General features: G+C 45.3%; 13 protein-coding genes and 1 pseudogene. 13 read left to right on the forward strand and 1 reads right to left on the reverse strand.

The window, feature by feature from the left end; all coding sequences use genetic code 11:
• Positions 1 to 225: 225 nt before the first annotated feature.
• The 10 genes from BK127_RS29315 (at position 226) to BK127_RS29360 (ending at position 18,260) form a co-directional block, all read left to right on the forward strand.
• Complete coding sequence (locus BK127_RS29315; protein ID WP_144026593.1) at positions 226 to 1,089, forward strand: ABC transporter permease; 864 nt, start codon at positions 226 to 228, stop codon at positions 1,087 to 1,089.
• A complete protein-coding gene (locus BK127_RS29320; RefSeq protein WP_076235664.1) occupies positions 1,090 to 1,959 on the forward strand; it encodes a carbohydrate ABC transporter permease in 870 nt (289 codons plus the stop codon).
• Between the two features lie 74 nt (positions 1,960 to 2,033).
• Entirely contained in the window at positions 2,034 to 3,578 is a 1,545-nt protein-coding gene (locus tag BK127_RS29325) for an extracellular solute-binding protein (RefSeq protein ID WP_076235665.1), read from the forward strand.
• Positions 3,579 to 3,698: 120 nt separating this feature from the next.
• On the forward strand, positions 3,699 to 5,978 hold the full coding sequence (locus BK127_RS29330) for a helix-turn-helix domain-containing protein (protein ID WP_076235666.1): 2,280 nt from the start codon (positions 3,699 to 3,701) through the stop codon (positions 5,976 to 5,978).
• A 42-nt stretch (positions 5,979 to 6,020) separates the two neighbouring features.
• On the forward strand, positions 6,021 to 8,072 hold the full coding sequence (locus BK127_RS29335) for a glycoside hydrolase family 65 (protein WP_076235667.1): 2,052 nt from the start codon (positions 6,021 to 6,023) through the stop codon (positions 8,070 to 8,072).
• A gap of 47 nt (positions 8,073 to 8,119) precedes the next feature.
• Positions 8,120 to 9,259, forward strand: coding sequence for an oligogalacturonate lyase family protein (locus tag BK127_RS29340; protein WP_076235668.1), 1,140 nt, complete (start codon positions 8,120 to 8,122; stop codon positions 9,257 to 9,259).
• Positions 9,260 to 9,324: 65 nt separating this feature from the next.
• Entirely contained in the window at positions 9,325 to 11,703 is a 2,379-nt protein-coding gene (locus tag BK127_RS29345; protein ID WP_076235692.1) for a glycosyl hydrolase family 95 catalytic domain-containing protein, read from the forward strand.
• 674 nt (positions 11,704 to 12,377) lie between these two features.
• Positions 12,378 to 13,493 (forward strand): DNA cytosine methyltransferase, encoded by a 1,116-nt coding sequence (locus BK127_RS29350; protein ID WP_076235669.1) that lies wholly within the window; start codon positions 12,378 to 12,380, stop codon positions 13,491 to 13,493.
• A 4-nt stretch (positions 13,494 to 13,497) separates the two neighbouring features.
• Positions 13,498 to 16,596, forward strand: coding sequence for an ATP-binding protein (locus BK127_RS29355; protein WP_076235670.1), 3,099 nt, complete (start codon positions 13,498 to 13,500; stop codon positions 16,594 to 16,596).
• On the forward strand, positions 16,593 to 18,260 hold the full coding sequence (locus BK127_RS29360; protein ID WP_076235671.1) for a response regulator receiver domain: 1,668 nt from the start codon (positions 16,593 to 16,595) through the stop codon (positions 18,258 to 18,260). The genes BK127_RS29355 and BK127_RS29360 overlap by 4 nt, the downstream gene beginning before the upstream one ends.
• 439 nt (positions 18,261 to 18,699) lie before the next feature.
• Here the strand turns inward: BK127_RS29360 and BK127_RS29365 are convergent, their stop codons facing one another.
• Positions 18,700 to 18,948, reverse strand: a complete 249-nt coding sequence (locus BK127_RS29365) for a helix-turn-helix domain-containing protein (RefSeq protein WP_076235672.1) — start codon at positions 18,946 to 18,948, stop codon at positions 18,700 to 18,702.
• Between the two features lie 175 nt (positions 18,949 to 19,123).
• Here BK127_RS29365 and BK127_RS29370 point away from each other — a divergent pair, with 175 nt between their 5' ends.
• The 3 genes and pseudogenes from BK127_RS29370 to BK127_RS29380 all read left to right on the forward strand — a co-directional run bounded on the left by BK127_RS29370 (position 19,124) and on the right by BK127_RS29380 (position 21,490).
• On the forward strand, positions 19,124 to 19,546 hold the full coding sequence (locus BK127_RS29370) for a hypothetical protein (RefSeq protein WP_076235673.1): 423 nt from the start codon (positions 19,124 to 19,126) through the stop codon (positions 19,544 to 19,546).
• Between the two features lie 320 nt (positions 19,547 to 19,866).
• A complete protein-coding gene (locus BK127_RS29375; RefSeq protein ID WP_076235674.1) occupies positions 19,867 to 20,550 on the forward strand; it encodes a Crp/Fnr family transcriptional regulator in 684 nt (227 codons plus the stop codon).
• Between the two features lie 128 nt (positions 20,551 to 20,678).
• Positions 20,679 to 21,490: pseudogene (locus tag BK127_RS29380) on the forward strand (DNA alkylation repair protein).
• Positions 21,491 to 21,577 lie beyond the last annotated feature (87 nt).

The following is a 21,577-nucleotide window of genomic DNA, read 5'->3' on the forward strand; positions in this document are numbered from 1 at the left end:
CGCGAACCGTCCAACTAGGCGGTATCGCGTTATTGCGCATTCCGTGGAGGATTGAACAATTGAATTAGCGTTTTGAAGCAGGTAACATGACGTTAACTGAAGCAAAGGAGGTTCGAGGTGGTGGCAAAACAGCATACTCAATTGGAACCCAGAACCACCAAAGCATCGGCGGGAAAGCTAAGATCTAACGAGAACCCGTATCTCGCCAATATCCAAAAACACTGGATGTTGTATGTGATGATCCTGCCCGGCGTGCTTTATTTTCTTGTTTTTAAATACGTACCGCTGGCGGGAAGCGTAATCGCGTTTCAGAATTATCAGATTTTCAAGGGCATGATGGGAAGCTCCTGGGTCGGTCTGGATAACTTCAAGTTTATCTTTACATACCAGGATTTTTACTATGTATTGAGAAACACGGCGATCATCGCTCTGTATAAGCTGTTATTCGGCTTCCCGGCGCCGATCATCCTGGCGCTCCTGTTAAATGAAGTGAGGCTGATGTTGGCCAAACGGGTGGTGCAGAGCTTGTTCTACCTCCCGCACTTTTTATCGTGGGTCGTCGTTGGCGGTATTGTGTTCGAGCTGCTATCGACTCAGGGCGTGGCCAACATGGTACGGAGTTGGTTTGGACTTGACCCGATCCTGTTCATGCAGGAGCAAAAGTTTTTCCGGTTGATCGTCGTGCTATCCGGGATCTGGAAAGAAGTTGGATGGGGAACGATCATATACCTGGCTGCCATCGCAGGCATTAATCCGAATCTGTACGAAGCGGCTGTCATGGACGGAGCTAATCGGTGGAAGCAGACGACTCACATCACATTACCCACCATGTTCCCGACGATCCTGGTACTGTTCCTGCTTAACATCGGCAATTTCCTGGAGCTCGGCTTTGATCAGATATTTAATCTGTTGACGCCGATGACGTATTCCGTTGGCGACATCATCGAGACGTATGTATATCGGGCTGGGGTGCTGCAGGGGCAGTACAGTGTTTCGACCGCGATCGGTTTATTTCAGTCGATTATCGGATTCGCTTTGCTGTGGATTTTCAACCGAATGGCCCGAAAAACAGAACAGGGGTTGTGGTAAATGAAGCAAACCTATGGAGACAAGATATTTTCCATATTGAACTATGTATGCTTGACGGGTGCGGCCGTCACCATGCTGATGCCGCTGGTGCACCTGTTGGCCGTATCCTTAAGCTCGCCCATTGCGGCGGATTCCAAGCAGGTATTTCTGATTCCCATCGAGTTTACGGTGGCATCATGGGAGCATATTCTTCAGAACAAGGGGCTGTGGGGTTCGTTTGGCATTACTGTTTATATTACGGTGATGGGTACTCTGCTGAGCATGTTGTTCTCGGTGTTGACGGCTTATCCGTTGTCCCATAAAGAATTTCTCGTGCGCAAGCCAATCATGTTCGCAATCATTATTACGATGATTTTCAATGCGCCGCTAATTCCGTTCTTCCTGACAGTTCGCGAGCTGGGCATGATGAATTCAGTATGGGCTCTGATTCTGCCCGGACTTATCAGCACATTCAATATGATTATTATCCGGACTTTTTTGATGGGTATTCCGTCGGAGCTCTACGATTCGGCTCGTATGGACGGCTGCAATGATGCTGGGATCTTGTTCCGCATCTACCTGCCCCTCTCCAAACCAGTGCTGGCGACAGTCAGCTTGTTCTATGCTGTAGGCTACTGGAATACGTTCCAGCGGGCGGTGCTGTTCATTCGAGATCCGAACAAATGGCCATTGCAAATGAAGCTTCGCGCTTATCTGACTTCGCCGGAGGAGCTTGCTGCAGTGAACATGGCCTTGGGCGATTACGATTTCAATACGACAACGTTGAAAGCGGCAACCATTATTTTTGCAACAGTCCCGATAATTTTGGTATATCCTTATTTACAAAAATATTTTGTCAAAGGCTCCATGCTCGGATCAGTTAAAGAGTAGCGGTATTAAAGCAAGAGCGGTTTCGGATATGAAGTTGGATAGATAGTTTTTTATAAAAAGGGAGGAATTAACAGATGAAGAAACGTTTATTTCGGAGTCCGACAAGAATGTCGGCTCTGGCTTCGCTGCTGGCGATCGCCACGCTGACTGGCTGCACCAATACGGGAGACAGCTCGTCATCCTCAGATACTAGTGGAAAGGATGGCAAAGCCGTTACCGTTAAAGTATTCAAAAGTCATATGGGCGCCGGCTCTATTCCGGATAGCAGCAACCCGCATGTCAAATATGTGGCAGAGAAGACAGGCGTGGAATATAAGCTGATTACGACGCCTCCGGGCTCGGAACCGACCGAATTCCTCAATCTGATGATCGCCTCTAACGATATGCCGGATATTCTCCGCCCGATCGGGGGCATCGAACAGACGCTGATCAAGCAGGGCGGAGCTTTGCCGCTCGATGACCTGCTGCCCAAGTATGCACCTAATGTATGGAAGAACATTCCGAAGGAAGCTTGGGACATCGTGCGCTCGGCTTCCCCGGATGGGCACATCTACTATATACCGAAGGTGTTTCTCGTCCCTGAACGGGCGCCTATGATCCGTAAGGATTGGCTTGATAAGGTCGGTCTGCCTATGCCGAAGACAGTGGAGGAATATAAGGACGTTCTGCGGGCCTTCCGCGACAAGGACCCGAACGGCAACGGCGTCAAAGACGAGCTGCCGACCTCGGGACGCGAATTCGGCAAGTGGATGGATCATCTGTTCGGCATGTACGGCATTGCCATGTGGGAAGGCAGCCCGGAGTGGGATGAGTATGATGGAAAGATTCAATACGCGGGAGTTACCCCGAACATGAAGGCCGCCATTGGCAATATCCGTGAGCTGTATGTGGAGAAGCTGCTGGATAACGAGACTTTCCTGAACAAGGGGGATGTCTGGCAGGCCAAAATCAACAACAATCTGGTCGGCAGCTGGTACCATCTTCCTGCTAACGTTGTCGATCGCTACAACGCGATGCTGAAGGGGGCGCCGAACGCCTATATCGTCGGAATGCCGATGCCCAAGGTGAATGGCTTTCAAGGCTTTGTCACGCAAAAAAGCATGGGAGAACCGGAATGGGTTATCCCGGCCTCTGCCAAAAATAAAGCGGAGGCTTCGCTGAAGTTGTTGGACTTCTTCTACGATCAAAGCAATGACGAATTCATTCGTTTCGGTATAGAGGGGCTTCAGCATAAAATTGTGAATGGTAAGAAGGTGTTGTTACCGCCGGAGGATAGCCGACCGCTGGCACTGGGTATGCGCAATCTGACGACCAAGGCCGATATGGACATCAGGATCAAGCAGACAATCCCTGAGAATATGCAGAAGATGGTCCAGGACGTTTTTGCTGTCAGTACAGTCGATGCGCGTCGAATCGCCGGAGATGGACTGCCGAATACGGTATATGAAGGTTTTCCGGATATTCAATCCCATAAGCTCTTTCAGGAGTATTTAACCAAAATAGCTATTGGCGACTGGCCAATTGAGAAGTTCGATGAGTTCGTAGACCGGTGGAAAAAATCAGGGGGGGATACAGTCACCAAGCGTGTTCAGGAATGGTATTCCAAGGTGAAGAAGTAGAGGAAATGGCATTAAGGAAGAAAATGGAAGACTGGTGATATGAGGAGACCGGGCGGAGTGTGTCATGAGGGCCGGATCGAGATATAATGGGAAGATACTTCCATAAGGTGGGGCTCTAACGTGATACAATCCCTCAAGAAATGGCTGAAATATAATTTGGCCAATACACAAATCCGGCTCATATTGATTCTAACCGTATCGGTTTTCCTTATTATTCTGGCCGTCAGCCTGACTTCCTATTATACGTCGAAGTCGGTGCTGCAGGAAGAGCTAAGCGAGCCGCAGCACCAGATGCTGCAGCTCAATATGAATGTGATTGATGATTCCATCAAAGAGAGCGATCAGATTGCGATCAAAGTCGCGGTGAACGGCAACATTTACAAATTTTTGACGAACGAGGTCCAAAACTCTTATGCAAACATCTCGGAGCTGTATCAACTGCTGTCGACTCTAATCGGCAGTTCCAAGTATGTCAAAAGCATCTATGTCTACGATATTGCGCGGAGCAGCTTCATCGCTCTTCCACAAGGGTACAGCTCCAGCAAGCTGATGTTCGTGGATTCCGAGTGGGTCAGCGTAGCAGGCGAATTCGGCGATAAGATGACACTGATCAAGAAACGTCAGGTGCCCGAAGGGGCTGGCGGCAAGGGATCTGATATTACGCTGTTTCGCAAGATTGTGATCCAGGGTGAGTTCAAGGGGATCATCGCTGTTAATCTCAAGGACGAGGATTTGTTCGCGAAGCTGAATCCGCCGGTCATGAACAATTTGAACCGTATGCGCTATATCATTGATGAACATGACGAGGTGCTGTACTCCGTCTCGAATTATGCCTTCGATCAGGAGGGGATCCGGCAGGCGCTTAGTGCATTGAAGGAGGATGGCAGCAGCGACATTACATATCAGAACCGAGAGCTGCTGGTCAATCAGCTCAAGTCACCGGTGACGGGTTGGAAGTATGTGTCCATCGTCGTGCAGGACAGCCTGCTGGCAAAGTCCAAGAAAGTGCGAAATACCGTATTATTAGTGTCCATCGCCGCACTCGGGCTGGGTGGGGTAACGATCTTCTATATCAATGCCGCTGCATTCCGTCCGGTCCGCCGGCTGAGGCAGCTATTCTCGGCTTATGACGGCAAGTCCAGCAGCTCGGAGCGCATTGATTTGGAGAAGCTGGCCGGAGAGCTGCTAAGCAATCACGCTCATCTGGCCCAACTCGTCCAGGAGTCCATGTCCGAAGCGTCCTCCAAGCTGCTCCATGATATATATACGGGCAACCTGACCGGGAAGCGGGATATCAAGGAGAAATGGAGCCGGTACTTTGGGAAATGGACAATGACACCGGTGACTGTCGCTATTCTGTCAATCGACCGTTATGAAGCATGGTCGCAGACATTTTCTGATGGCGACCGGTCGCTCCTGAAATTTGCAGTCGCGAACATTGTCGCCGAGCTTTTCGAGCCGCAGTGTCGGATCGTCTGTGCTGATTTTGGCAAAGACAAGACAGCGATTCTACTGCAGCCGCACGTTGCTGGCTCACAGCTGAAGGGGAAGCTGGTCGAAGCGATCGAAGTCGTGTCCCGCCTACTGAAATTCAGCGTGTCTGTAGGGGTTAGCACAGCGCAAACGGATATCACCCGATTGAAGCAGGCCATGCTCGAAGCGGAGAATGCACTTACTTACCGATTATACCAAGGCTATGGGCAGGTGATCCTATTCCATGAGGTGTCGGGGCACGAGGTCACGGAGTCGCTGCCAATGGAGTCTGTGCTTAATGAATTGACCCACGCGATTGAGGCAGGCGATGAGATTGCCTCCTTGGAAGCCGTCGATCTAATCATCACACATATACGCAGTCAGTATGAGTATCCTTCAGCGGCAATTTCCTTCCTTCAGGCGACTGCGGAGCGTATCGCGCAGGTTCGGCCAGCCGAAGAAGGCGTTTTCGAACAGATGTACGAGCGTTTTGATACACTTCATATACAGGATATTCAAAATGAGCTGAATACGAGGGTCATACCATTGGCGCAGCGGTTCCGCAGGCTGATCGAGAGCAAGGATTTTATTGTGTGCCAGCGCATGATCGACTATATGAAGCAGCATTTGAGTGAGCCAATCGGTATTCCCGAGATTGTTGAATCGATCGGGATCAGCAGTAGTTTGGCAAGTCAGGTGTTCAAGCAGGAAATGGGCGAGACCATCTATAACTATTTGACTCAGCTGCGGATGGAACGGGCGGCCGAGCTGCTGCTAAAGACAGAATGGCGCATATCAGAAATTGCGGTTATGGTCGGTTATCAGCATGAGAACAGCTTTATCCGCAGTTTCCGCAAATTCAAGGATATTACCCCGGGCAAGTACCGGGAGATGATGAGAATCCGGATGGACTCCTTGCTTGAGTAAATGGCAAGGAGGAGCCTCCGATTCAAGCTCGAAGGAGGAGCCATGGACAGACGACGGATCGTGGAACGACATCAACCGGAACTGAATAAATGGGACCCGTGGTCCCCTTTCTCTGTTGGTAACGGGGAGTTTGCTTTTAGCGCCGACATTACCGGCCTGCAGACGTTCCCGGAACAGTATGAGGTACCGCTCGGCACACAATCGAATTGGGGCTGGCATTACACGGGCGGGCACGGACGGTTCACTGCTAGTGATGCCGCCTATCAGATGTTGGATACGAATGGCCGCCCGGTTGGGTATCCAATGAAACCGGGGGACAAGGTCGAGGCTTATCACTGGCTTCGGCAGAACCCTCATCGCCTGCAGCTTGGCCGCATTTCCTTTCGGATATTGCTGGAATCAGGGGCAGAGGCACAAGCGGGCGATGTAACGAATATCCGCCAGCAAATGAATTTATGGACCGGAATTCTTAACAGCGAATTCTGCGTTCAGGATGTGCCGATCCGCGTGATGACAGCATCCCATCCGGTATCTGACGTCATAGGTGTACGTGTGGAATCGCCGTTGATCAGGCAGGGGCGGCTGCTGGTGTTCATCCAATTCCCTGCGCCCGATATGACCCATACCGAATGGTCCAAGGCCGTGTTTCCGGATTGGGGCCATGACGATAGGCATCGGACGGTGCTACGCGAGGCGGGTGATCAGCGGGCTTTGCTGGAGAGGAGCATGGACGAGGATAGCTATGAAGTAGGCTGGGAATGGAGCGCAGGCCGCATAGAGAGAACCGGTGTACATGAATTCACGCTGCTGCCTGACACACAGAGCGAGGTCCTTGAATTTTCCGTCGGCTTTGCCCCTCGGACACCGCAGACGAAACCTGTTGACAATATCGTGGCTGCAAGCAGGAGCCATTGGGAGAGGTTCTGGATGAGCGGCGCGGCGATCGATTTCGCCGGAAGCGCCGATCCCAGAGCGTATGAGCTGGAGCGCCGTGTGGTGCTGTCGCAATATCTGTGCGCTGTACATAGTGGCGGTTCACTGCCACCGCAGGAGACGGGGCTCATGTATAACAGCTGGTTCGGTAAGTCTCATCTGGAGATGCATTGGTGGCATGCTGCACATTTTCCACTATGGGGCCGAGAGAGCTACCTGTTGAAAAGCATGAATTGGTATTGTGAGATTTTGCCGATCGCCCGTGATCTGGCACAATCCCAAGGCTATGAAGGAGCGCGCTGGCCCAAGATGGTCGGTTTTGACGGTCAGCCTTGTCCGTCACCAGTCGCTCCCGGCCTGATCTGGCAGCAGCCGCATCCGATGGCGCTTGCTGAGCTGTGCTATCAAGCCGATCCGACGCGCGTGACACTGGAGCGGTTCCGCGACCTGGTGTTCGAAGCAGCTAATTTCATGGTGTCGTACGCGCATCCGGATAAAGAGAAGTGCGTCTATAATCTGGGGCCGCCGCTGATCCCGGCGCAGGAATGCCATTCTATGCAGGACAGTATAAATCCGCCGTATGAGCTGGAATATTGGAAGTACGGCCTGGAAATCGCTGTACGCTGGGCAGAGCGTCTGCAGGTAGCGGCCAATCCGCTATGGGCTAAAGTTGCCCAAGCGATGGCCGAGCCCCCGCAGGCGGACGGTGTTTATCTTGCCCATGAACGGTGTGAGGACACCTTCACAGCCAAAAATCACGACCATCCGTCTATGCTGGGCGCGCTCGGTATCCTGCCGGGTACGCTGATCGACCGTAAGGTCATGCTGAACACCCTGCTGAAGGTCAAGGACGTATGGAATTGGGATTCAGCTTGGGGTTGGGACTTCCCGATGTGCGCGATGACGGCTGCAAGGCTTGGGGAACCTGATCTTGCGGTGGATTTCCTGCTGTTGGATGCTACGAAGAACACTTATTTGACCAATGGTCATAATTATCAACGTCCAGGCTTATCGGCTTACTTGCCGGGCAACGGCGGGCTGCTGACTGCCGTTGCGATGATGGCTTGCGGCTGGAACGGCAGTCAGCAAGGATATAACCCTGGTTTTCCCCAGAATGGGAGATGGTCGGTGAAGTGGGAAGGCCTGAAGCCGTGGTTGTAGAAAATGGGGAAGTTATGTAAGCAAAATATGCCAGAGGAGGCGAGAGCATGACCAAAGGAACAGTCTGGCCCTCAGAACGGAAGAGGATTATCGATCGGCTGACAGGGCTTGAGGTTACACAGCTGACGGATTACAAAGCGCATAGCTATCATCTTTATTTTACAGAGAGCGGGTGGTATGACGACGGACAGCGTCTGTTGTTTATCTCGGACAGGGGCAATAGCACAAATCTGTATAGCATGCACCTGGAAAGCGGCCTAATGACGCAGTTAACTGATTACCCGGACAACGATTATCTGGATGCCTGCCTGCTGCCGGATGGGAGCGCTGTATTCATCAAAATCGGGAGCCGCCTCATCCGGCTGGATCTGCAGTCGTTGGAGGAGGAGCTATGGTATGAAGCGCCGGAGGGCTATCATCTTGGGAATTGCAGTGCGACGGCCGATAGCTTGTCCGTCTTAACCTGCGTGCAGGAGGATATGTCGCACCGCATTCAGCTTGATCTGGGTAACGGTTATGTCGGCCACCGGGAGCTGATGGAGGCTGCTCCCCATAGTAGGATCGTACGTATTGATGCTCGCGGGGGCGCTTCGGAGATTGTATACGAGAAGAACCGTTTTATCACTCATATCAATGCGTCGCTGACAAAGCCATGGCTCATGACGTTCTGCCACGAAGGTCCGTGGCAGCTGGTCGACCACCGCATATGGGTTCTGAACCTACGAACAGGGACTGTATGGAAAATACGGGAGCGGCTGGAGCCTGGTGAGAAGATCGGACATGAATTTTTCTATCCGGATGGGGTGACAATCGGCTATCACGGCTTCCGTGCTAACGGTACCAATTTCTTTGGCAGCATCCGTTATGACAATACGGGCATGCAAGAGACGGAATTCGCCTTCGATACTTGGCATGGGTACGCGGATGGCTTGGGACAGGTGGTTGTAGATGGCAAAGGTGCAGTCAAGACGCTTAGTATGTGGCGCATGATCGATGGTGTGTATGATGGCCCCCGCATGCTGTGTGAGCTGCGCTGCAGCTTTCATTCACAGAAGGTGCATGCCCATCCGCGGTTTGATGCGGACGGAAAGCGACTGCTGTTCACGAGCGACAAGAACGGCTATGGGAACCTATACTTGGTTGAGATCCCGGACGATTTCACCGCTTTGCCGCTGTTCATGCCTTGAACAGGAGAAGGAGACACGAAGAGATGCCAGAACAATTGGACGGACTGCACAGAGATAAGCTCGTGATGAATTATCCCGCTTCATGGTGGCGGAATATGTGGCGCGAAGCCCTGCCTTCGGGCAACGGCATACTGGGCGCGTCCGTATTCGGCGGCATACAGGAGGAGACAGTGCTGCTCAACCATGCTCGGTTGTGGCATTGGGGGCGAAAGGATGAACTGCCGGATGTGAGCAATACGCTTGCGCGGACCCGGCGGCTGATGGACGAGGGGCGTTATTCCGAGGCCAGCTGGCAGTTGGCTGATGCATTAAAAGGACGCGGCTACGAGACGCGGCTTGCCTCCCGGTTTCCTTTGGCTGCAATCAAGCTGGTCATGCCCTGTGGCAGCGCCTTTCGCCAATACAGCCGGACGCTGGATATGGACAGCGGTGAAATAACAGTCGGTTGGCTGGACGGAGCTCACTGGTATCAGCGGAAGCTGTTTGTCTCGCGTGCCGATGATGCGGTTGTCTACGAGATTGAAGGCCGCGATGAAGCAGTTGTAACGGGCGAGATCGGCTTGATTATTCACCCAAGCGACCGCTGGGCCGATACTCCAGAATTCAAGGAACTGGAGCGGTCGGTAGAAACAGGCGCCGACGAAGCTTATGCCTGGTACGCCGGAACTAACGACGATGGGAATGATTTCGGTGCGGTAATGCGGGTGATTCCAGAAGGAGGCCGCGTCGAAGCGGCAGAAGGCATGATCCGGTTCGAGGGGGCCAGACGTGTACAAGTGCTAGTGAAGGTGTTTGTCCTCGGCGAACGGTCACGGGATTGGGCTCGGCTGAAGCTTGAACTGGCCGAACTTGCTGCCTGTACCTCCTACGAACGGCTGCTGGAGCGGCATACCGCGTTACATCGGCCGCTTTACCGTTCCGCTTCTCTGATTTTGGATGACGAGCAGGAGGATCTGCGTTCCAATGAACGGTTGCTGCTGGATGCATATGAGGGAGAGGCGCCTTTGTCACTGGTACGCAAGATGTGGGCGTATGGCCGATATTTGTTCCTGAGCGGCACCGCCGCTGCGGAGGAGGCTGAGCCCTTCGGCCTGTACGGACTATGGGGAGGGGATTACAGGCTGGTATGGAGCCATAACATGGCGAATGAGAACATCCAGATGATGTACTGGCATGCGCACGTTGGCGGTTTGGGCGAATTGGTTCCATCCTTGTTCCGCTATTACGAGGGACTGATGGATGACTTTCGTGATAACGCGCGCAAGCTGTACGGCTGCCGGGGCATCTATATTCCGGCTGGCTCCACGCCGGGTATCGGCGTGCCCAATCAGATTGTGCCGGTGATCTTGAACTGGATAGGAGCGGCCGGTTGGCTGGCGCGTCATTATGACGAGCACTTTCGATTTACCGGGGACCTGCGGTTTCTGCAGGAAATGACGATCCCGTTCATGCGAGAGGCTCTGCAGTTTTATGAGGATTTCCTCGTGACGGACGAGGACGGATTGTACAAAATGTACCCTTCCGTATCGCCCGAGAATACACCGCTGAACTTCATGCCAACGGACGGCAAGCCTTTGGCGCACCCGATGCCTACAGCGATTAATGCAACGATGGATGTGGCCATCCTGAGGGAGCTGCTGCAGCATCTGATCGAAGCGAACCGGGCGATCGGCGGCGATCCTGAGGATGCGCAGAAATGGAGCCGAATGCTGGAGCGTCTGCCAACGTATCGGGTGAATAAGGACGGTGCGGTCTGCGAATGGATTCATCCGGCCTTTGAGGACCGCTACGCCCACCGACATCTGTCGCATCTGTATCCGGTTTTTCCCGGGCACGAAGTGACGCGAGAGAGCAATTGGGGCTTGTTCGGCGCATTCGAATCGGCGGTGCGAAGGCGCGAGATTGGGGCACAAAGCGGCTGGTCTCTAGCTCATATGGCTTCAATCTATGCCCGGCTGGACGACGGTGATAGCTCCCTGGATTGTCTTAACATTTTGTCAAGATCGAGTCTGCTGCCCAATTTGTTCACGCTGCACAACGACTGGCGGGGGATGGGCGTTTCGATGAATATGCCAACGGCCCCGGTTCAGCTCGATGCCAATATGGGTTGGGTGAACGCTGTCCAAGAGATGCTGCTTCAAGTGTCGCCGAGTCTCGTCAAGCTGTTGCCTGCGCTGCCTGGACGATGGAAGCGAGGCCGACTGGCCGACTGGAGATTCCACACGGGTAAGGTCTCCTTAGAGTGGGATAGGGAAGCGGGCAAGTTTCAAGCTGAACTGATTGCGGACAGAGATACGGACACGGTTGTCAAGCTGCCTGATTGGGTGCGCTCATGCACGATATGCGGAGAGGAGATGCAGCCCTCGCCGCTCGGTCCTTCGTACTATACGTTGCGGCTGAAGAGCGGATCGCCTTCAGTCATTATTGAGGCTGTACCCCTATAAGAGTTGAAAATATTCGCAGTTATAAAGAGCTCGCATCGATCTTCTACGTCATTTTATGATTTCGTTCAACGGTCTTTTCGGGCACGCGAATGCTTGCTGCTTCAACGATTTTGGAGTTATCGGACTGACATAAAGACGGCGTGAGTTTATAAAAGTGCCGTGAATGAGCAGTGCCAACTTCTTTCAACGATTGCTACCATACTCTTGTAAAATGGTCATAGAAGAGCCTTCTTTGAAGTTTTGATGTGTTTCGGCACCATCAACACTATCAAAGTAAGAGCTCTTTTTCCATATAGAGACGAGAGAAGGGGAAGATGGTGACAACGATAAGTAAAGAATCGATGTGATAAAAGTCTAATGTGCTATATTGGATTTATTGGATAACCCAATATAGGTGCTTTATGGCAATAAACAAAGATGAAATGCTGATTTAACTTCTATAAAATTAGAGGACAACGCTATGGTACATGTGTAAAGTATTCTGTTAAGGATCGAATGTATTGGACACGTCTAGGTAAGTTGTGAAATATGACCTATTCGTTGCTAATGTTCCACGAAGTAAACTTCAAGAGATCATCAATTTTAGAAGATACTAAAAAGATTAAGCGAGAAGGGGTGAATTATGTTAGATTAGTAATATATAACAACAACACATTTGACTGGAAGGTTTTGCTGTGAAATATACATGTATCGAAACATTTTGTGGTGCTGGTGGATTAGGGATAGGGTTAAAAGAGGCAGGTTTTAACCTGAGGTGGGCTTTCGATAATGATGCTCAAGCAATAAATACTTATAAAGAAAATGTCTCAAAAAGGGTTGCAGTGGAGGATGCCACAAAGTTAAAAGCTGAGACACTGTTGAAAAGGGCAGGTGTAAAAAAAGGAGAATTAGTATTATTATCGGGAGGGCCACCTTGCCAAGGCTTCTCCAGGCAAACTAAGGGTGGAGAAAACGGGGATAGCAGAAATAGGCTAATTATTAAATATATACGCCTTGTTCAAGGGGTAGAACCGATGTTTTTCTTGATGGAGAATGTTGATACGTTCAAGAAAAAAAGAGGAAAGGCATATCTTGAGTTACTCAAATCAGGGTTGGAAGGTAATTATGAAATAAAAATTGAAGAGATTAACTGTGCTGATTTTGGTGTTCCTCAATTGCGTAAAAGAACGATTGTGGTTGGAGTTCGTAAGGATTTGAACATCAGTTTCGAATTTCCGAAAGCAACTCACAAAATACGGGTTACAGTTGGTCAAGCACTTAAGGGAGTTCCAGAGCCACGTGAGGATGGATCGGAGTATCCAGATCCCAATTATCCGAATCACACAGTGCCAAAAATAACAAAAGTAAATATTGAACGAATCAGTTATGTCCCTCAGGGTAGTGGGCGAAAATGTTTGCCCAGAAGATTGCAGTTACCTTGCCACAAAAAGAAGACGGGGTGGCCTGATGTCTACGGAAGAATGTCTGCGGACAAGCCTGCACCTACAATAACAGGTGGCTTTGATAATTTCACTCGTGGTCGATTTGCACATCCTTACCGAAATAGACCGATTACTGCAAGGGAAGCAGCTATATTACAAGGGTTCAAGGTGAATTATAAGTTTTTTGGTAATAAGGGACAGGTCAGACAACAAATCGGTAATGCAGTTCCTCCTATGCTTGGTAAATCACTTGGCTTGGCAATAATTTCGGCAATCAAAAATAAACAAAAGCAGGAAATGATGAAACAAATAGCATTACAGGAAATGATGAATCAGATAAGTTTTAAAGAAATTGCTTCGGGAGGCTAAATGGATGGCAAGGTTTCGAACTAAAGCCAGAGCTGTGGATCTGTTGGGAAAACAACAAATTCGTGATGAAATAACCGCGATCTCGGAATTATTGCGGAACGCTTATGACGCAGATGCTTCAGAAGGACTAATAGATGTCGACACAAGAAAAGGCCGAATTGTTGTATGGGATGATGGGGATGGTATGGATGAAAAAGACCTCACCGATAATTGGCTCACAATAGGAACATATTCAAAGAAAGTCAAGGAAATTAAAGATATTAGGCCTACCGGAAAAAAACGGATAAAAATTGGTGAAAAAGGGATCGGAAGATTGGCAATCTCCTTATTAGGAGATCAGTTATTGATTGTTTCAAAGAAGAAGGGGCAGGGCACATGGTCTCTGCTCTATTTGCATTGGGATTTATTCAGAAACGAAAAGTTATACATGGAAGACATTGAACTTCCGACTAGGACTTTTTCTTCATACGAGGAAGTTTCTGGTTTTTTGAAAAATAATCTTGACGAAATTAAGAAGGAATTACTGAAAAATCTTTCCGATGTTGAAAAGTGGGAGTCTGAGGAAAGGGAGGAAATCGAGAAAGAAATACTTAATTTCCATGTCAATGATGATGCTATTAAGAGACTTAGAGTGAATGAAAGAAGAGGAAAAGGAACGTTATTTTACATAAATGATATCGAAAGCGACTGGGATTGGCAAAATTATATAACGACGCAAGTTGAGGATGAAAGTAGAAAAGAACGGAGGCTACGTCTTGAGAACGTATTGGTCTCATTTACGAACCTAATCGAGCTCTTTGATAGCAAGGAACTGGAAGATGAAACCAATAAATTTGCACCAATACTTCAGATTAATGGTGAGGATATAGCTAATAAGTCGTGGTTTAATCCCGATGACATTGAACTGTATGATTATGCTTTGAAGGGAACAATCGATAAAGGCCACTTTACTGGCCAAGCTTTTATTAAAAATTTGAAGGATACACAAGTTTACGATATTAAAAACGAACGCTTAACAAAAGGTATACATACTAGCAGTAATGTGGATATTGGTCCTGTAAATATAAAGTGGTTTTTTGTGGAGGGAAATTCGGGGAATACTTCACTTACTTTGGATAAACATAAAATGATGATAAACAAGCTGGATGATTCTGGAGGGCTCTATGTCTTTCGAGATGGTTTAAGAATCTTGCCATATGGAGAACCAGGAAACGATTTCCTAAAGATGGAAGAACGTCGATCAAAAGGTATAACTTACTACTTGTTTAGCCATCGAAGGATGTATGGTTATATGGAAATCAGTAAATTAAACAATCCATCCTTAGTCGATAAATCTAGCCGTGAGGGTTTTGTTGAAAATAGTGCCTTTAAGTTTTTTTGTGCTGTTGCGATAAACTTGCTTAAATGGTGGGCTATAGATTTTTTAGAAACAAATTCAAAGGATAAGGGTAAAAGAGGGATACGCATTGATAGACTGGCTAATGAACGCGAAAAAGAAAGTCAGGCTCAAGAGCAACAAAGTAATGAGAAAAAGCAAGAAAACGAATACTTTAAGAATCTCCATAATCAAATTTCAATCTTTGATAATGATTTGAACACATTAATGAGTAATCTTAAAGTAGAGATTTCGAGGAAAATAACTTTGATAAAAGAAAAGCTGCTATCCAGATACAATGATAGTAATGATCAGGATGAACTTTACAAGAATAAACTGGAGTTATTTCAGTTAACAGATCGTTTGGATGTTTTAAAAGTAAACTGTAATTTAAGATATTTCCATCCAGTTGAGTTGATGGACCAAATCGATTCATTACATTATCGGTTATTTGAGACAAAAAAAGATTTAAGGACTAATATTGAAGGAGAAATCGAGTCGATTGAAAGCAATTTTAAATTTGATGAAACAAGAATGGATGCATCTTTGATTTTGCAAGAACGCTTGGAGTATGCCATTCAATGGATTAAGCTGCAGGTACCACGACTAATTGATAATACCATTAATTCACATTATGACGAAATTAAAGAGCAGGTAGAGAAAGTGAGCAAGGAGACTCTGAATTACAGCCTAAAAACAATAAAGAATCAGGTCAATAACAATATGGCAATTGTTCTCGGCAAAACAGAGTTTTCAGTAAAAGAAATGGAGGAAGCACTTGATTCTGTAAATTCTATTGATTTTATCATGGATGCACAAGAGGTTGAATCAAGAGTTAATCAACTATTGAACGAGTTTGAGGTATTAAAAGAAGAGATTCAACAGTCAATTATATTTGCTAGCGATAAAAATGAGAAATTTAATAATATTAAAGAGTTAATATCTTTAATGACAGAAACGAAGACAAAATTTGTTAATGGTGAAATAATGGTCTCGGATGATGCTTACATCGGACTGTTGAAACAAGAAGTACATATGTATCGAGATTTATCGGCAGTTGGTCTCGCGGCAGAGTTAACAAGCCATGAATTCAACGCTTTATACAAGACAATACAAGATAATTTGGGATTGCTTCGAAAATCTCTTGCCAATAGTGCTATACTGCCTGTTGTCGATAAAGCTGGAGCTGCATTTCGTTCACTTGAAAGAATGCATCAGAGAATGAACCCTTTGTATCGTCAAGTCAGGGCACGAAAAGAAAACCTGCAATTAGGAAAATTTATTGAGAATGTACTGGAGTATTTTGATTCTGATGTTCAGAAATTTGGTATTGAAACATTTTGTAACATCGATGGAAACTTGACGATACGGGAAACCGATTCTGTACTTTTTACTCCTCTTGTAAACCTTGTTTCAAATGCAATATATTGGTTGCTTGACAGTGAAAAAAAACAGCTTCATTTTTATGCTTCATCTGATGGAAAATGTTTATTCATTCATGACTCAGGGCCTGGGATAGAAAATAAGGATAGATTGCGCATATTCGACCCATATTTCACCAAAAAAGTGGAAGGAAGGGGATTAGGTCTATATTTATCAAAAGATGTATTAGCATCCAGAGGGCATAAGTTATATTTGGTTGAACCTGGGTATGAAATTTATCCTGTGGGTGGAGCGTGTTTTTGTATCGAATTCAGTAATGAATCAATGGGAGATGGACAAACATGAGTATTCAGGAGACAGTTGTTGGAATTGTAAAAAATTATTTTGATAACGCGGTTATAATAGATGATCAACTCGATTATGAACACAAAGTATTACCGGAGATTGAAGACGCCGATCTGGCATTTATTCCTGATGATTTGGATGTCATAGATACTGAAACTGGGGAACAAGCTGCGCCAGCGACTCAATTAACCCCCTTTGAAAATCAACCAATTGAACTTTTTTACGAGTTGACAAAAGAGGGGATTATTACTTTCCCATATAAATACCAAAATACAAAAGATGAGATCCAGTTGAATCTTTTGTCTCCTGTGTTATCCCAAGCAAAATTATTAGTGTTGGATTGGAATCTAGAGGATGCGAAGTCAGGATCTAATTTGATACCTGGTACTGCCTCCCTTAAAATTCTAAATAATTATATGGTTAATCGAAAAGGGTTAAAGTGTGCAGTAATTTACACTCAAACAAATTGTAAAGATGTTCTTGATGAGATTGGTAAACACTTTGATATTGTTGATGAGGAAGCATTCTTTTTTCAAGAACGTGGGGGAGAGAATGGGAATTCTCTATTCGGTTTTGTCATAGATAAGAAAGTACAAGCTTCTCAAATCATGTCCGCTATAGGTGATATATTATTAAAGGATAAAAGCATTACCTTGCATATCATGGATAGTGCACATAGATTGGAACAGAGTATTAGCAATGTCATGCATAAATTTAATGCCCCATTTGATAAGGTTTTATTTACCCAAATTCTTTCATCTGAAATCAAACATGAGGATATTCCTTCATTTTTGGACAGTACCTTACTTTCAGATGCATTGACTCAACATTCACAAATGAATGCGAGTAATTTTCTGTTCGGAGTAAAGCTTGAGAATATCAGGTCAGCAATAACACTGCGTCCAATTACGGAAGATGAGGTCAATGGTATCAGTGGTGTCATTAAATTCAAAGATAAGAGCAAAACCAATATTAATAATTTGCTAAAGGATCATGTATTTGTAGATCGATTAATCGCTCTATTATCAAATGGTTCTCTTGATTCTGTTGAAAATTTCAAATCAGGACTACAACACATTACAAATAACCAACTGAGTGAGGAGCAACTTCGTGACTTACTGTTGATATTGATGTTAATAGATGAATATAGGAAAGATACTTTAAAATTTTCTGCCAATTTTCATAAACAAACGTATTATCTTACAAAATTATTAAAGTATTATCATACTTCAACTAATCAAATTGATACTGGAAGTATATGGAGAATAAATGGCGAGGGAAATAATTATATGCTTTGCATAACGCCTTATTGCGACACATATCGGCCAGAGAAAGTAGATCATCTCTATAAGTTTATTGTAGGAAAAGAAGTTAAGCCATCAGATAAGCTTCTAGAAAATAAGGAAGCAGGATTCGCTTATATTGGTGTACCTAATGATAAATCTAAATCATTAAAATTTGTGAAGTGGGATTTTTTTAATGTTACATCTATGGATGAGCAAGAGCTAAGAAACAAGTATCAAAAGTTAATTGTGTTAAAAAAAGATTATGTTCAGAATATCATTAATCGATATATCGCTTACCAGGCAAGAGCCGGAGTTAACGAATTATTTTTCAAAGAAGCTTACCGTAATAATTTTGTTGATTTATTGTTTCAGGAATAGGGGATGGTATTTTGTCTATAGAGCGTATAATCTTTGAAAAAGAAGAAGAACTTCACATAATGGGTTGAGCAGAATGGGAGGATTGGCTGAGGCTCTGAATGCAACAATTAGTATTTTTAGAGTACAAAAATACATCGCAAATGGTTCCGTCGAATATTTATCTTCAGAGAGGTCTAAATCAATATTATGAAATAGACAGTATGTATTGGTTTGGTCTTTCGCCTGGAACATACGAAAAATATTTGCAGCATAACCTGACACATGTAGTATTATTTTGAGAAACGAAGGTTTGATAAGCTGCCTATTCATATTAGAATTGGATGAGTTTTATTTTGCATTATCGTAATTTAAGCAAATTATTAAGATTAAAATTAAATTGCCACGCGGACTGTGGATTTACTTTCCATGGTTCGCTTTTCCCCTATCCGAGCCCGCTTCATTAAGAATCACTTCTACCTATTTCACTAGCCAAGTCTAATTCTATCATTTTAACCATTTCAGAAGGAGTAATATCCAATGGCTTTGCTAAAGCAAAAATCGTATTAATAGTAGGACGACGCTTCGCTCGTTCCAACAGACTAATATAAGTTCGATCAAGATTGCTGAGAAAAGCTAACTCCTCTTGGCTTAATTTCTTTTCTTCTCTCATTTCTCTCAAGTGCTTTCCAAAAAAGACCTCAATACTCACTAGTTATCAACTCCTTGAGGCCATTATTTCTATTTTTGAGACAAACAGTCTACGGACTATAGTCACATCAGATTGAGTATGTTAAAATATATGTGACTATAGTCTTCGTATATTCAAAGATAAAAGCAGTGTAATAGAGATTTTACGCAATGAAGGACCGAATGGAGGAAAGAATATGCAAAAACGATCCTATGAGCTAATATCATATTGTCTTTACTCTCATGAAATGTCTCATAAACGTATGGAACTATCTCGACTTTTTCTGCATCAAGGTAAGTACATGTTATGTATATCTTCAGCATATTTAGCTATAGCATCGATGCTCAAAGCTTGTCATATGAATGACTCTAATGTATTGCTGCCTATAGATTTTCCTTTTGAAGGGTTATTGAACTGCGTAGGTGTGAAACACTTATTGGATATGGATCAAGAATTATTAATATACTCTATTGAATATCTTTCTATTCACTACGATAGCATTTTCACTAGTCAACCTTCAGAACAACATATGCTTAATTTAATGACCAAAATTGATATTCTCATCTCATCAATTGAGAGTATTTATCAAGATCAATTTATATATAGAGTGGAGGTTTGATTCAATAAATGGAAAGTGTATGCTAACGACGAAGGAGCTAGCTGTGCTTAAGATCGACACCGAAGAACAACTGCTGGAGTGACGTAGAGACGGCATCAAGTCTGAGCATCCTGTAAATCCGAATGTATTCTTTGAACGTATTCTGATTCACCAAAGGTTGATGGGGATTGTTTGAATCGTTGCTCGACAACTTGATGCTTTTGTGATTTAAGCTCAGGTAGGAGAAAGCTTCGCTTGCATCGATGAAGAGACTTAAAGCTTCAAGTTATTGTTGATTTTCATAGTGTTGTACGGCGTAGGCAGGATAAAAAGGAGGAAATATGGATAAAATTCAATACTTATCACAATTCAATCTGCTTCATTCGCTATCCATGGAAGACTTAATAGAAATGGATCAATTAACTTCAATAACAATTATTCCGAAAAATACGTTTGTTCAAACACCAGAAACATTTGCCGAGGGGCTTTATTTTGTGAAAAAAGGGAAAGTACGCCTGTATAAGCTGAATGCGGAAGGTAAGCAGTTTACTTCGGACATACTCAACGAAGGAAATGTGTTTGGCGAAATGGATATCATTTCATTGGGTACACGAGATAATTATATTGAAACGATAGAGGAAAGCCACATTTGTCTGATGAACAAGGAGAGATTTGAAAGTTTTTTAATTCAACGACCTCGATTTATGATGCAGTTATTAAAAGTATTGAGTGATCGAATTGTCGGTATGAGTCAATTAACGCACAATCTGGCTCTTGGGAATTTACACGATAAAATTTTATATGCTCTTATGAAGCTGTCGGATCAGTTTGGACTTATAAGTAATGATGAGTACTACCGAATCGATGTCCCCCTTTCGCATCAAGAAATCGCTAATTTAGTTGGTGCAACAAGAGAAGCGGTAACTGTCACGTTACAAGAGCTTGTGAAAGAAGGATTCATTAAGACAGGATTTAAAACAATCTACATCCATCGGGAAAAGCTTTTGGAAAGAAATATAACTTAGAGTTGTAAGCTGCATTACATATTTCTTCAAAAAAAAGAAGTATCGTATACATACATATGTTGACCCTATTAACATACAAGTGAGGGAAGCCCATGGAAAATGAAAAGGCGGTACTGCTTTCCGACGCAATTTTACAGCGGAAAGGTGCTAGAAAGATCATCGATATTCCGCATGAAGTAGTTAAATTACTGCTGAAGGGGCAATTGCAGACGGTTAATTTAACCGAATGGCTGGCTGTGGATCATATAATACTGCTGCACAACGTTTTTGATGAGCTCGGTTTGCAGCAAGAGTCAGAGTCAATCATACAAAGACTAAATCATTTGAACGAAAAGAAGATTATGAAAATAATACCTGCAATCGCACAAGAGTGGCTTCATCTCATGGATCACCAATCTGAAGAGAAACGTTCCCGAATCTACGATGCGTTAGCCACTCATCCTTCAGACAGTGTACGCTGCTGGGCTGCATATATCATTGGGCATAGTCGAGGATTAAGTTTAGAAAAAAATTGACATGTATTCGTTCGTTTGCTGCAGATCCCCATTTTGGTGTGCGCGAGATTGCATGGATGGCTCTAAGAGAATCAATTACCAAGGAATTAATGAAATCACTCATTATTTTGAACGATTGGGTATATGATAAAGATGCGAATATCAGGAGATTTGCCATCGAATTGATACGTCCACAAGGCGTGTGGGCCAAGCATATTACTGAGTTAAAAGAGAATCCGGCTATGGCAGTTTCGCTATTAGAAGCGGTTAAATCCGATCCGGTCAAATACGTTCAGGACTCCGTAGGCAATTGGTTGAATGATGCTAGCAAAACTAATCCTGATTGGGTACAGCAGATTTGTGGTAAGTGGTTGGAGACCTCCAATACAAAGGATACGAAACGAATTGTGACTAGAGCCCAAAGAAGCCTAGTACAAAGGGAATAGGGTAGTCTATCGCAATTAATCCTCAAGCACACTTTAAATCAATTTCTCCGATCTTTTTAAAATCCCGCTTCGTCTTTTGCATGCATT

The sequence above is a fragment of the Paenibacillus sp. FSL H7-0331 genome (assembly GCF_001956045.1).